Consider the following 13,938-nt stretch of genomic DNA (forward strand, 5'->3'; position numbering starts at 1 on the left):
GTGAAAAAGACAGGAAACACAGCCTATCCACATGTGGACAGACTGTGTATGGCTATGAAAAAGTTATTCACACTTTCCCCGATTCATCCGAGGACACTATTATTTAAGCAGTTCTTTTATTTCTTTCACCTGCTGCTGAAGCTGCTCGTCATCAATCAGCAGTTTTGAAATCTTTTCGTGGGCGTGAATGACGGTTGTATGGTCTCTCCCGCCAAATTCTTCCCCGATTTTAGGCAAAGAAGAATCCGTCATTTCTCTTGAAAGATACATCGCAATTTGTCTTGGGAAAGCCACTGATTTCGTACGCTTTTTCGCTTTGAAATCTTCAAGCTTAATGTTGAACTGCTGTCCGACAATCCGCTGAATCTCTTTTATCGTAATGACCTTCGGCTTAGAAGACGGAATAATATCTTTCAATGCTTCTGCAGCCAGGTCTGCGTTAATGTCTTTATTGATTAAGGATGAATAGGCGACAACCCGGATTAATGCCCCTTCCAGTTCGCGGATGTTGCTGTCAATCTGATTGGCGATGTAAAGCATGACCTCGTTCGGAATATCAAGGCCCTCCGCCTTCGCTTTCTTTCTCAGAATGGCAATCCGCGTTTCCAGATCCGGCGGTGTGATATCTGTAATCAATCCCCATTCGAACCGCGAACGCAGGCGGTCTTCAAGGGTCGGGATCTCTTTCGGCGGTCTGTCACTGGAAATCACGATTTGTTTGCTTTCTTCATGAAGCGTGTTGAATGTATGGAAAAACTCTTCCTGTGTTTGTTCTTTTCCGGCTAAAAATTGAATATCATCTATCAAAAGTACATCAACGTTCCGGTAGCGGTTGCGGAAATCAACGGCTTTATTATCGCGGATTGAGTTGATGAATTCATTTGTGAATTTTTCAGAAGACAGGTACACCACTTTGGCTGAAGGATTATGATCAATGACATAATGGCCGATCGCGTGCATTAAGTGGGTTTTTCCTAAACCGACTCCCCCGTATATAAATAAAGGGTTGTACGCTTTAGCGGGTGCTTCCGCCACAGCCAGTGATGCTGCATGGGCGAATCGGTTTCCCGATCCGATGACGAATGTGTCGAATGTATATTTCGGGTTGAGCATGCTTTGGGGAAAATCAGACGGTTCCTCTTTTGCCGCTTTTTTCACTTGCGGTTTCGGCAAAAAGTCTTCTTCGTCCTGATTTTGAGGAATGACAAATTTGACGCTCAATTCTTCCCCGGTTAATTCATATATGGTATCTGCAATGAGATGTAAGTACCTGGACTCCAGCCAGTCTCTGGCAAATTCATTGGGAGCGGTGATGGTTAAGGTATCTCCTTGCAGCGAATGGGCTTTCGTCGACTTCATCCAAGTTTCGAAACTCGGTTTGCTTAGCTTTTTCTCAATTTGAGCTAGAGCTTGATTCCAAAGATCCAATATATTCTCCATTATCCGGCACAGCCCTCCTTTTCTTTAAAAATCAGCGCCCTTCCCCTGTTATAGAACACAAAAAAAGAGCATATGGCTCTGACCATTCGTACACACGAAATGTTGAAAACATATAGTATAGTAGAAAAATAGCTTTTCGACAAATTCCACAAGTTGTGGACAACAATCTACACAAGCTGTGTGAAAACAATCCACAACTTATCCACAATTTGTGGATAAAGAGAATGGACTGGATAAGTAATTAAGAGTTAAAACACAAATATAATATCAAATTAAGCGAGGACTTGCAATGGTTCTCGTAATCTTATCCACAAACCTGACAACTTGTTGAAAAATCTTTGTCCACAGGGGTTAGCAATGTGAAAATGTTGTCGATAACGATTGTGGATATTAAAAAAAGACCGAAAAATTATCCACATGTCGTTTTTTCGGGGGAGCGCGGCTTTTTTTGTGCGTTAAAAAAAGGAATATGAAAAATAAGGTTTCTAATCTGGTTAAGGTATGTTATCCTATTATGGTTGTAAGAAATAAAAGCACTGCTGAAGTTGACAATGAATAGGCAGCACAAATATAATAAGTAAGACTGTCTTTAACAGCTATTCCTCGAGGGAGGTGTCATAAATGAAAAGAACATTCCAACCGAATAACCGTAAACGCAGTAAAGTTCATGGCTTCAGAAGCCGTATGAGTTCAAAAAACGGTCGTCTAGTATTAGCACGCCGTCGCCGCAAAGGCAGAAAAGTATTATCAGCTTAGGCCACTGAATAATGTCAGTGGTCTTTTTTCACATTAAGAGAAAAGAGATGTCATGCGTCGCCCGGTACTGGAGAAATTTCTTCAGTATTCCGGCGGCCCGTTTTTTTTAGATAGAAATAAAAGTTTCTGCGAGTGAATATCGGAGTGAATTAAAGTGAAGAAGCGAAATCGGTTAAAGAAAAATGAAGATTTTCAAAAAGTGTTTAAACGCGGAACGTCTATGGCAAACCGCCAGTTCGTGCTGTATACGCTTGATCAGCCGAAACAGGAAGAGCTCCGGGTAGGGCTTTCTGTCAGTAAAAAAATCGGCAATGCCGTCGTGCGCAATCGGGTGAAGCGGTTAATCAGGCAGGCGGTTCAGGAGGAAAAAGAGCTGCTCAAGCCGAAAGATTTTATTATTATCGCAAGAAAACCCGCCGGCGACCTCAGTTTTGAAGAAACGAAAAAGAGTCTGCAGCACTTATTCAGAAAAACCTCATTATATAAGAAATCTTCGTCAAAATAGCTCATATTTTGTTTTCTTCACGTTTTTAAAAGCGCTTCCTTTTATTTGGCGAAAAATGAACGCCATTTGAAACTGAAAGATGCTAAAATACATACAAGGTTTATAAAGATTGGTATAGGAGGAAACGTTCTTGAAAAGGAGAATATGGTTACTACTGAGTATGGTCGGTATGCTCGTGCTGCTGGCCGGGTGCTCGAGTGTGAAAGAGCCGATTACGGCGAATAGTCCGCATTTCTGGGACAAATATGTTGTGTATCCATTGTCAGAAGTCATTACGTACGTAGCGAAACTGACGGGCGATAACTATGGTTTGTCGATCATCATCGTTACGATTTTAATTCGTCTGCTGATTCTGCCGCTGATGATCAAGCAGCTTCGAAGCTCAAAAGCGATGCAGGCGCTGCAGCCTGAAATGCAGAAGCTCAGAGAAAAATACAGCTCTAAAGATCAAAAAACGCAGCAGAAGCTTCAGCAGGAAACAATGGCCCTGTTTTCAAAGCACGGGGTAAACCCGCTGGCGGGATGTTTCCCGATCCTGATTCAAATGCCGATTTTGATCGGATTCTACCACGCCATTATGCGTACGCAAGCCATTTCACAGCACAGCTTTTTATGGTTTGATTTAGGAGAGAAGGATCCTTACTATATTCTTCCTATCGTTGCCGGTGTGGCCACTTTTGTCCAGCAGAAGCTGATGATGGCGGGAAATCCGACTCAGAATCCTCAAATGGCAATGATGGTATGGATTATGCCGATCATGATCATCGTATTTGCGATCAACTTCCCGAGCGCGCTTTCTCTGTATTGGGTAGTCGGAAACCTGTTTATGATTGCTCAGACATTCCTTATTAAAGGACCTGACATTAAACACGATCCGGAAACGCAGAAAGCCGGAGGAAAGAAAAAGTGAAGAAGGTGACTGCTGCGGGACGGAATGTCGAAGAAGCAGTTCAATCAGGCCTTCAGGAACTTCAACTGACGAAAGATCAAGTAGAAATAACGGTGGTGCAAGAAGAATATAAAGGGTTTTTGGGTATTTTCGGAAAAAAGAATGCGATCGTAGAACTGGAAGAGAAAAGAAATCCTGTTCAGGAAGCGAAAGCGTATTTAGAAGAAATCATCCATTCCATTGCCGGGCCTTCTGAGATTGTTACGGAAGAAAACAAGAAAACAGTCTGTTTTCACATTAAAGGTGAAAAAGCGGCGCTGCTTATTGGCAAAAGAGGACAAACACTCAATGCCTTGGAAACATTGACGCAGCTTGTTTTGAACCGCGGCTCCGGCCAGTATCGCCAAGCCGTTGTCGACGCTGAGAATTATCGGCAGAAAAGAAGAGAAATTCTGGATCAGCTGGCAAACAGGCTGGCCAAGCAAGTGTCGAAAACGAAAAAAGAGGTGCATTTAGAAACGATGCCGTCAGGTGAAAGAAAAATCATCCATGACGCGCTGTCAAAGCATCCAAATATCAAAACGTTTTCTACCGGTGAAGGCCGGTACCGCCATCTCGTTATTTCCCATAAAGATAGCAGAAAACCGAAGTCCGGGTAAAATCGGAACTTCGGTTTTTTTATTGGTAAAAATGGCTCTATTCCTGAGCAGAATCGCATTTTTTGCGTTTAAGTTTTTTCTTTTTCGGTCTATGCTGTTGATAAAAAAGGTTTTAGGAAATAAAATTAATTGTTATTCACATGTGGATAAGTTAAAGTAATAAGGGATGAATTCCTGCTTTTGTGGATAACGTATCTTCCACTTCAAACCAAACTATGTTATCTTTTAATTTTGGCATAAATAAATTTTTTATATAGATGGAAACAGAGATAAAGAGAGGTGAACAGCATGGATACAATTGCAGCGATTTCAACTCCGATGGGTGAAGGCGCGATTGCGATCGTTCGGCTGAGCGGCCCGGAAGCCGTAAAGATCGCCGACAAAATGTACAAGGGTCCGAAAGGCAAAACGCTCAGTTCGGCAGAATCGCATACCATTCATTACGGGCATATCGCGGACAGTACGACGGGACGGATTATTGAGGAAGTCATGGTGTCTGTTTTAAGAGCGCCCAGAACATTCACAAGGGAAGATGTCATTGAAATCAACTGTCACGGGGGTATTGTGACGGTTAATCAGGTGCTCCAGCTTGCTTTAAGAGAAGGTGCGAGACTGGCAGAACCCGGTGAGTTTACGAAGCGCGCATTTTTAAACGGACGGATTGACCTTTCACAGGCGGAAGCGGTGATGGATCTGATCAGGGCCAAAACGGACCGTGCCATGAATGTCGCCATGAACCAGATGGAAGGACGGCTTTCCGCGCTTGTCCGCCGTCTGCGTGATGAGTTGTTAGAAACACTTGCCCATGTTGAGGTGAATATAGATTATCCGGAATATGATGACGTCGAAGAAATGACGCATCAGCTTTTAGTGGAGAAGGCAAGCGGCGTGAAGAAAGAAATCGAGGCGCTGCTCCGTACGTCTGAGCAGGGGAAAATTTTGCGTGAGGGACTGTCTACCGTGATCATCGGCCGTCCGAACGTCGGGAAATCCTCTCTGCTTAACAGCCTTGTCCATGAAACGAAGGCGATCGTAACCGATATTCCGGGAACGACGCGTGATGTGATTGAGGAATATGTCAACGTGCGAGGCGTGCCGCTTCGGCTTGTCGATACCGCCGGAATCCGTGAGACAGAAGACATCGTCGAAAGAATCGGTGTGGAACGGTCACGGCAGGTTCTGAAGGAAGCGGATCTCATTTTGCTTGTGCTTAACCACAGCGAAGCGCTTTCTGAAGAAGATGTGAAATTGTTTGAAGCGGTTGAGGGAATGGACGTCATTGTCATTATGAATAAGACGGACCTTGAGGCTAAGATTGACGCTGAGCGCGTCAAGGAACTGGCGAAAGGCCGGCCTGTCGTCACGACCTCATTGCTGAAAGAAGAAGGCATTCAAGATTTAGAGGAAGCGATTCAGTCGCTATTTTATACAGGAGCGATCGAAAGCGGAGATCTCACCTATGTCAGCAACACCCGTCATATTTCGATTCTGCATCAGGCAAAGCAAGCGATTGATGATGCGCTGAACGGGATTGAACAGGATGTTCCGATTGATATGGTGCAAATTGATTTGACAAGGTGCTGGGAACTGCTGGGCGAAATCATCGGTGATGCCGTCCACGAAAGCTTAATTGATCAGCTCTTTTCACAATTTTGTTTAGGTAAATAAAAGGGAGGAAAAAACCATGGGGTATGAAGCAGGCCAATACGACGTGATTGTCATCGGCGCCGGGCATGCCGGTGTTGAGGCTGCCCTCGCATCCGCGCGCCAGGGAGCCAAAACGCTTGTTTTGACGATTAATCTTGATATGGTTGCGTTTATGCCATGTAATCCGTCTGTCGGCGGCCCCGCGAAAGGGATTGTCGTCCGCGAAATTGACGCGCTCGGCGGAGAAATGGCTAGAAATATAGATAAAACTCATATTCAAATGAGAATGCTGAATACAGGAAAAGGTCCGGCCGTACGGGCGCTGCGTGCGCAGGCGGATAAATTCCAATATCAGCACGAAATGAAGCATACGCTGGAAAAAACACCGAATTTGACACTTCTTCAAGGGATTGCCGAGCGTTTAATCATTGAAGACGGAGAGTGCCGCGGTGTCATTACGCAAACCGGTGCTGAATACAAGGCAAAAACGGTCGTGCTGACAACCGGAACGTATTTAAGAGGGCGGATCATTCTCGGGGATCTGTCTTACTCAAGCGGTCCGAATAACCAGCAGCCGTCTATTAAACTTTCTGAGCACTTAGAGGAGCTCGGTTTTGATCTCGTCCGTTTTAAAACGGGCACGCCTCCTCGTGTCTCAAGCGATTCCATTGATTACAGCAAAACAGAAATCCAGCCGGGGGACCCAGTTCCGCGCGCTTTCTCATATGAAACGGTTGAATACATTACCGATCAGCTGCCTTGCTGGCTGACTTACACGAGTCCTGAGACTCATGAGATCATCGACAGCAACCTGCATCGTTCGCCGATGTATTCCGGTATGATTAAAGGAACGGGACCGAGATACTGCCCTTCGATTGAAGATAAAGTCGTTCGGTTTAATGATAAACCGCGCCATCAGATTTTCCTTGAGCCGGAAGGCAGAAATACGCAGGAAGTATACGTTCAGGGTCTATCCACGAGTCTTCCTGAGGACGTGCAGCAGCGGATGCTGGCGACCATTCCGGGACTGGAAAAGGTGCAGATGATGAGAGCCGGATACGCGATTGAGTATGACGCGATTGTACCGACGCAGCTCTGGCCTACACTGGAGACGAAAAAAATCCCTAACCTGTACACAGCCGGTCAAATTAACGGTACATCAGGTTATGAGGAAGCAGCCGGGCAAGGAATTATGGCAGGGATCAACGCAGGCCGCAAAGCGCTTGGAAAAGAAGAAGTGATCCTCAGCCGTTCCGATGCTTATATCGGTGTATTGATTGATGATTTGGTAACGAAAGGAACCAATGAACCGTATCGTCTGCTGACTTCACGGGCGGAATACAGACTGCTGCTCCGTCACGACAACGCGGATCTTCGCCTGACGGAAATCGGCCATGAGATCGGCTTAATTTCTGATGAGCGCTATGAAGCGTTTGAGAAGAAAAAAGCGGCGATCGAGGCAGAGAAAAAACGTCTCTGGTCTGTTATTATCAAGCCGTCTCCTGAGAATCAGGAATATATCCGTTCACTCGGCGGAAGCGAGCTGAAAGACGGAGTGCGCGGCACAGATTTAATGAAACGTCCGGAAATGAACTATGAAACAGTGACAAAACTTGCGCCTGCAGATTCTCCGGTTCCGCAAGATGTGGCGGAACAAGTGGAAATTCAGGTGAAATATGAAGGATATATCGAAAAATCCTTGCAGCAAGTGGAAAAGCTGAAGAAAATGGAAAACAAAAAAATCCCTGATCGGATTGATTATGACGCCATTAAAGGAATTGCTACTGAAGCCCGTCAAAAGCTGAAAGAAGTGCGTCCTTTATCAGTTGCTCAAGCGTCCCGTATTTCCGGCGTCAATCCGGCAGACATTTCAATCCTGCTGGTATACCTGGAGCAGGGCCGTATTGCCAAGGTAGCTGAATAGAAAGGATGACGGCATGAATATAGAGCAATTTACATCCAGTTTAGCGGAGAAAGGGATTTCCCTTTCTGACCGCCAGCTGGAGCAATTCGAGTTGTATTACCGGATGCTCGTGGAATGGAACGAAAAAATGAATCTGACATCCATCACTGAGAAAAAGGAAGTTTATCTCAAGCATTTTTATGATTCGATAACGGCGGCATTTTATATTGATTTTGAAAAGGTCACCACTCTTTGTGACGTCGGCGCCGGCGCCGGTTTTCCAAGCCTGCCCGTCAAAATCTGCTTCCCGCATCTGCATGTCACCATCGTCGATTCACTGAATAAGCGGATTACGTTTTTGGAAACTCTCTCTGATGCTTTACAATTAGAGCATACGACATTTGTCCATGACAGAGCGGAGACATTCGGACAGCGGAAAGACGTACGGGAAAGCTTCGATCTCGTGACGGCCCGTGCAGTGGCGCGTCTGTCAGTCCTGAGTGAGCTTTGTCTGCCGCTGGCCAAGAAAAACGGTATATTTGCGGCACTAAAAGCTGCAGCCGCTGATGAAGAGCTGAAAGCGGGGCAAAAGGCGATTAAAGTATTGGGAGGAGAGCTTGAACAAGTTCATTCCTTTACACTTCCCGTTGAAGAAAGTGAACGGAACATTATGATCATTCGCAAGACGAAAAGCACTCCGAAAAAATATCCGAGAAAACCGGGTACTCCAAATAAATCGCCAATTGAAGGGTAATTTAGACAGCCTGATGTGACAATTCCATCATATTTTCTGCAAAATTGATGAAGATACAGCAGGAAAAACCATGAGAAAATAGAATTATAAAAATGGCAGTTTTTAAAGGTGGTGTAGGTACATGAAGCATTCATTCTCTCGTTTCTTCGGGTTTGGTGAGAAGGAAGAGGAACCGGAGATAGCTGAGCATGATACAAACAAAGAAGAGATACTCGAAATACCGGTACATGCTATCGTTCCCAACCGTTTTCAGCCACGCACCATTTTCTCAGATGAAAAAATCAAAGAGTTAGCAATGACTATCCATACACACGGCATCATTCAGCCGATTGTTGTCAGACATACAGAAGATGAAGGACAATATGAGCTCATTGCGGGTGAAAGGCGCTGGAGAGCGGTACAGACGCTTGAATGGGAGAAGATTCCCGCAATTATTAAAGATTTTTCTGATACGGAAACAGCATCTGTCGCTTTGATTGAAAACCTGCAAAGGGAAGAATTGTCCTCCATTGAGGAAGCTCATGCGTACGCAAGGCTGTTAGAACTTCATGATTTAACACAGGAAGCCTTGGCGCAGCGCTTAGGAAAAGGCCAGTCAACGATTGCGAACAAGCTCCGATTGTTAAAGCTCCCGGAACCCGTCCAGGATGCGATTATGGAGAAAAAAATTACGGAACGTCATGCAAGAGCACTGATTCCGCTCAAACAGCCGGAGTTTCAGGTCACATTGCTTGCGGAAATCATTGAGAAAAGCTTAAACGTCAAGCAGACAGAAGACAGAGTGGTGAAAATGCTTGAACAGAATAAGCAGAAACCAAAGCCGAGACGCAAAGCGTTCAGCAGGGATACAAGAATTGCGATGAATACGATTCGTCAGTCACTGTCCATGGTGGAAGACAGCGGCGTCAGGCTGAACACTGAAGAAGAAGAATTCGAAGAGTACATCCAGCTTACCATTCGGATACCTAAATAAAAACTCTCCTGATCAGCAGGGGAGTTTTTATTTTAATCAAAAAACTATTTTGAGATAATAATAGATTTATTGTGCACTATACATTATATATGTAAAATTTTATCTTTTTGTGTCGTGAATTGTCTTTTTACAGTCAAAAAAGTCACTTTATCGGAGAACTTATATTAGAAAGTGTCTTTTTCGTTTACATTTTTTTCACTTGCTGATAAACAAATTATGAAAAAAATAAAACGCTTTACTCTTTTTTTGATAAGATAGAAACAAGACAGTACATGTTCATGTGAAGGTAGGTGACATCGTGGGAAAAATCATAGCAATTACGAACCAAAAAGGCGGAGTCGGGAAGACGACGACTTCTGTTAATCTGGGGGCTTGCTTGGCTTACATAGGTAAAAGGGTTCTTCTTGTTGATATTGATCCGCAGGGCAATGCAACGAGCGGATTAGGGATTGAAAAAGCCGATGTGGATCATTGTGTGTACGACATTTTAGTAGATGATGCAGATGTTACAGAAATTATTAAACCGACTTCAGTAGAGAACTTAGATGTCATTCCGGCCACGATCCAGCTTGCGGGAGCGGAAATCGAATTGGTTCCGACGATCTCACGGGAGGTCAGGCTGAAAAGAGCATTAGAATCTGTGAAACAAAATTACGATTACATGATTATTGATTGTCCTCCGTCTCTCGGGTTATTAACGATTAATGCGCTTACCGCTTCAGATTCAGTCGTTATCCCGGTTCAGTGCGAATACTACGCTCTTGAAGGATTGAGTCAATTATTAAATACAGTTCGGCTTGTGCAAAAACATTTAAATACCGACTTAATGATAGAAGGAGTGCTTCTGACGATGCTTGATGCCAGAACGAATCTCGGCATTCAAGTGATAGAAGAGGTAAAGAAATACTTTAGAGATAAAGTGTATCAAACCATTATTCCTCGCAATGTCCGTTTAAGTGAGGCGCCGAGTCACGGCAAGCCGATCATATTATACGATCCGCGTTCGAGAGGTGCGGAAGTATATTTAGATTTAGCAAAGGAAGTGGCAGCGAATGGCTAAAGGCGGGCTCGGAAAAGGGATTAACGCGTTGTTTAATCAGGTTGATTTGTCTGAAGAGACAGTGGAAGAAATTAAAATCAGTGATTTACGCCCCAATCCTTATCAGCCAAGAAAACAATTTGATGATGAGTCATTAGCTGAACTGAAGGAATCCATCATTCAGCATGGCATTCTTCAGCCCATTATCGTGAGAAAATCATTGAAGGGCTATGATATTGTAGCCGGCGAACGCCGTTACCGCGCCGCAAAACTTGCCGGTAAAGAGACAGTGCCGGCTATCGTGCGGGATTTATCTGAATCGCTGATGCGGGAAATCGCTCTTTTGGAAAACCTTCAGCGTGAAGACTTATCACCGCTTGAAGAAGCTCTGGCATATGACTCACTGCTGAAGCATTTGGATTTAACCCAGGAACAGCTCGCTAAACGGCTCGGGAAAAGCAGGCCTCATATTGCCAACCATTTAAGACTGCTGACGCTGCCGGAAAGCATCCAGAACCTCATTGCAGAAGGTACGTTATCCATGGGACACGGCAGAACCTTGCTTGGCTTGAAAAATAAAAACAAGCTTGAACCGCTTGTGAAGAAAGTGGTTGAAGAACAGCTGAACGTCCGCCAGCTTGAGCAGCTGATTCAGCAGTTAAACAACAATGTTCCACGTGAAACAAAGAAAAAAGAACCTGTTCAAGATGTTGTGTTAAAAGAGCGGGAATCGTATTTGCAAAATTACTTCGGAACAACAGTCAATATTAAGAGACAAAAGAAAAAAGGGAAGATTGAGATTGAGTTTTTCTCAAATGAAGATCTTGAACGTATCCTGGAACTATTGTCCGAAAGAGAAGCGTAAAAACCATCTTTTTAAAAAAAGATGGTTTTTTATATACGTCTTGTCAGCTTATGAAACGGACTGAGCCGTTCCTGCCGGCCTTCTGATTTATCTGTCAGCTGTAACCCCTCTGCTAAAACATTTGCCATGCTCATAACAAGATGAAGCCTCGTATTCTGCAGGACAAAATACTCCATAAACCCGCTGACATTGACGATTCCATTGATATGGACGTCACCGATTTCAGGAAGGTCTTTTTGAACACCTGCTCCGGGCTTCAGCGGCCCATCGCCGATTTGAAATGAGCCTACGCTTTTGACGCGGCCTAAACAAGCATCAACCGCTATAATAAACGGATTTTTATGTAGATGTTGAATATCTTTCAGCTTGTCTTTCATATTGACGGCGTGAACAGGATCTGACAGCGTGCCGTAAACGTGCAATCTGTCTAAATTCATTTTTTCTAACTTTGTTCCTACGAGCGGACCTAATGAATCTCCGGTCGACCGATCTGTACCGATACACACGGTGACTAACGGTCTGCCGGCTGCTTTACGTAAAGATGAAGTAAGGATCGCTTGTATTTGATTCGCAGCAGAAGAATCCGTATGGGATACATATTGTTTTGCCCGTTCTTGAGAAAAAAGCCCGCCTTTTCGATTCATAAGGTTCACTTCCTTGTCATGTCATACGAGTATTACATTGTTGTTTTTGGTGATGTATGGTTGTTTACAGTATATCCAGCGCTGCCTTTTTTTATGCTTATGTCATGATCAGCATGCCGGTTGTTTGAAAAGAGCGGGATAGAAAAAAGAACCCAGAGCAGTTATTCTCTAAGTTCATGAAAGAAATAAGACCATTTGATCTACATCAACATATTGCTGATGATCTAATTTCAGCGCTCTTTTTTCTGCAGAGAAGAGGATAAATCCTAACTGAGGCGCAGAGTTTTTTTGCGGGTTCATTTGTTGAAGTCACAGAGAGATGGAGCTGTTCTGTGTCTTTCATCTTTTTTGCTTGGCTGATGGCTTCCGTCATTAAAGCTTTTCCCGCGCCTGACCCTCGGTGTTTGGGGGAAATATACATAGAACCAATAACCGCAATGTGTCTTAGTTTAAACAGCGAATGCTTGGAGATCTTGAGGATTCCTATCAGTCTGTCTTGTTCAAAGGCGCCAAGCACGATGGCATTGCCGTCTTCAAGCCTTGCTTTGCATTTTTCGGACGGCCATTCTTTCTCCTCATCATAGCTGACGGCGAATGCGTCGGGGTGATCTTTCAAAGCTTTGAGCCTGATATCGGGTATCACTTGCGGTTAAACGCCTGATGTACATGATTTGAGCGCCTAACATAAATAAATTTTCTGAATAGTCAATCGTCGTTATCATACCATATTTGTCCCATTTGTATGAATGTTTGCCGCTGTCACTCAATATAGTAGCAATATGCGGAGATGATCAGAAATTTTATGAGGTGATGAGGGTGTGGAGAGCCGGGATGAAGTGGATGCTGCTCATATTAAGCAGCCAGATTGGGGCCGGGTATGCAAGCGGGCAGGAAATATGGCAGTTTTTCGGTGTCGAAAGCGGACTGGCTATTGTATTGTTTACAGTCATGTTTACGATTTCGGCTTATATTGTGTTGAAGATCAGCTATCGGGTTCAATCAACGCACTTTTTACCTGTGCTTGAGCATCTGATGGGGCCGGCTCTTGCTAAAGTCTATGATGTGCTTATTATGTTTTATTTGTTTTCAATGACGATGGTTATGATTGCCGGCGGCGGTGTGACGCTGCAAATGTACAAGCTGCCGTTTTGGATCGGTATTTTTCTTCTTTGCATTGTAACCGTCGGTTTATTCTTTTGGGATATAAAAGGAATATTATCTCTGAATAGTATTTTGATACCGATTCTTGTAGCGGGGCTGTTATATGCATTGGTCTTTTTTCAGACAACCCATCATTACACGTGGACGATAGATTTGACCCGCCAGTATAATTGGCCGGCAAGCATTACCTTCACGTCCTTAAACATTCTTTCTGTTGTCGCTGTTCTTTCTTCAATCGGGAAAGATATGAAGGGACTGGGAGAAGCCAAAATCGCAAGCGTTGCAAGCGGGCTGATTTTCGGTATGATTTCATTTGTTTACAATGAAACGCTTGTACAGCTTTCAGGCAGTCTTACACAATATGAGATTCCTCTTTTCGCCGTCCTTGAAGGCGCTCCTTATCCGTTATTTCTTTGTATGGCCGCCGTGCTTTTTTTAGCCATCTATACGACAACGGTGACCGGTCTTTTCGGGCTGTCCAGCCGCATGCTTGCATTTGTGAAATTGCCGAGATGGACGCTCGTATCTCTTCTTTTAGCTGTGATGGTGCCTTTTACGACAATCGGTTTTTCAGATTTGATCGCCATTTTATATCCCATTTACGGGCTTTTAAGTCTTTATTTGCTGGTATGTCTTCTTCTTTACCCTATTTTAGGGAGATGGAAAAAAGTATAATGCTCATTTTGAGTGCGGCCGTTGCTCT

At 44.1% G+C, this 13,938-nt stretch carries 14 protein-coding genes; 11 read left to right on the plus strand and 3 right to left on the minus strand.

The window, feature by feature from the left end; translation table 11 throughout:
- Nucleotides 1-99 precede the first annotated feature (99 nt).
- Entirely contained in the window at nt 100-1,440 is a 1,341-nt protein-coding gene (gene dnaA, locus C5I45_RS00005; protein WP_004392913.1) for a chromosomal replication initiator protein DnaA, read from the minus strand.
- 621 nt (nt 1,441-2,061) lie between these two features.
- Here dnaA and rpmH point away from each other — a divergent pair.
- From rpmH to C5I45_RS00055, 10 genes are all read left to right on the plus strand, one after another.
- Entirely contained in the window at nt 2,062-2,196 is a 135-nt protein-coding gene (gene rpmH / locus C5I45_RS00010; RefSeq protein WP_003178075.1) for a 50S ribosomal protein L34, read from the plus strand.
- 154 nt (nt 2,197-2,350) lie between these two features.
- The gene (gene rnpA, locus C5I45_RS00015; RefSeq protein WP_004392944.1) at nt 2,351-2,701 is read left to right on the plus strand and encodes a ribonuclease P protein component; all 351 of its coding nucleotides are present in this window, start codon (nt 2,351-2,353) and stop codon (nt 2,699-2,701) included.
- 160 nt (nt 2,702-2,861) lie between these two features.
- A complete protein-coding gene (gene spoIIIJ, locus C5I45_RS00020) occupies nt 2,862-3,611 on the plus strand; it encodes a YidC family membrane integrase SpoIIIJ (protein WP_007409906.1) in 750 nt (249 codons plus the stop codon).
- Nucleotides 3,608-4,249: an RNA-binding cell elongation regulator Jag/EloR gene (gene jag, locus C5I45_RS00025; RefSeq protein ID WP_107994148.1), complete on the plus strand. Its 642-nt coding sequence runs from the start codon at nt 3,608-3,610 to the stop codon at nt 4,247-4,249. Before spoIIIJ ends, jag begins: the two co-directional genes overlap by 4 nt.
- A 288-nt stretch (nt 4,250-4,537) precedes the next feature.
- On the plus strand, nt 4,538-5,917 hold the full coding sequence (gene mnmE, locus C5I45_RS00030) for a tRNA uridine-5-carboxymethylaminomethyl(34) synthesis GTPase MnmE (protein ID WP_004392954.1): 1,380 nt from the start codon (nt 4,538-4,540) through the stop codon (nt 5,915-5,917).
- A gap of 16 nt (nt 5,918-5,933) precedes the next feature.
- On the plus strand, nt 5,934-7,820 hold the full coding sequence (gene mnmG, locus C5I45_RS00035; protein WP_004392959.1) for a tRNA uridine-5-carboxymethylaminomethyl(34) synthesis enzyme MnmG: 1,887 nt from the start codon (nt 5,934-5,936) through the stop codon (nt 7,818-7,820).
- A 13-nt stretch (nt 7,821-7,833) separates the two neighbouring features.
- Entirely contained in the window at nt 7,834-8,553 is a 720-nt protein-coding gene (gene rsmG, locus C5I45_RS00040; protein WP_004392961.1) for a 16S rRNA (guanine(527)-N(7))-methyltransferase RsmG, read from the plus strand.
- 121 nt (nt 8,554-8,674) lie between these two features.
- Nucleotides 8,675-9,526, plus strand: a complete 852-nt coding sequence (gene noc / locus C5I45_RS00045; RefSeq protein WP_007409900.1) for a nucleoid occlusion protein — start codon at nt 8,675-8,677, stop codon at nt 9,524-9,526.
- Nucleotides 9,527-9,824: 298 nt separating this feature from the next.
- Nucleotides 9,825-10,586, plus strand: coding sequence for a sporulation initiation inhibitor protein Soj (gene soj / locus C5I45_RS00050; protein WP_004392964.1), 762 nt, complete (start codon nt 9,825-9,827; stop codon nt 10,584-10,586).
- Nucleotides 10,579-11,430 (plus strand): ParB/RepB/Spo0J family partition protein, encoded by an 852-nt coding sequence (locus C5I45_RS00055; RefSeq protein ID WP_004392966.1) that lies wholly within the window; start codon nt 10,579-10,581, stop codon nt 11,428-11,430. Before soj ends, C5I45_RS00055 begins: the two co-directional genes overlap by 8 nt.
- Nucleotides 11,431-11,459: 29 nt before the next feature.
- Here the strand turns inward: C5I45_RS00055 and yyaC are convergent, their stop codons facing one another.
- Together yyaC and C5I45_RS00065 are read right to left on the minus strand one after the other, a co-directional pair.
- On the minus strand, nt 11,460-12,074 hold the full coding sequence (gene yyaC / locus C5I45_RS00060; protein WP_048367912.1) for a spore protease YyaC: 615 nt from the start codon (nt 12,072-12,074) through the stop codon (nt 11,460-11,462).
- A gap of 205 nt (nt 12,075-12,279) precedes the next feature.
- Nucleotides 12,280-12,717 carry a GNAT family N-acetyltransferase gene (locus C5I45_RS00065; protein WP_234415020.1) on the minus strand — a complete coding sequence of 146 codons (438 nt, stop codon included), beginning with the start codon at nt 12,715-12,717 and terminating at the stop codon, nt 12,280-12,282.
- Between the two features lie 167 nt (nt 12,718-12,884).
- Between C5I45_RS00065 and C5I45_RS00070 the strand changes: the two genes are divergently transcribed.
- The gene (locus tag C5I45_RS00070) at nt 12,885-13,910 is read left to right on the plus strand and encodes a YkvI family membrane protein (RefSeq protein ID WP_088005468.1); all 1,026 of its coding nucleotides are present in this window, start codon (nt 12,885-12,887) and stop codon (nt 13,908-13,910) included.
- The last annotated feature ends 28 nt before the right edge of the window (nt 13,911-13,938 follow it).

Origin of the sequence: Bacillus sp. ZY-1-1, assembly GCF_003047165.1 — a bacterium.
Lineage (GTDB): Bacteria > Bacillota > Bacilli > Bacillales > Bacillaceae > Bacillus > Bacillus velezensis.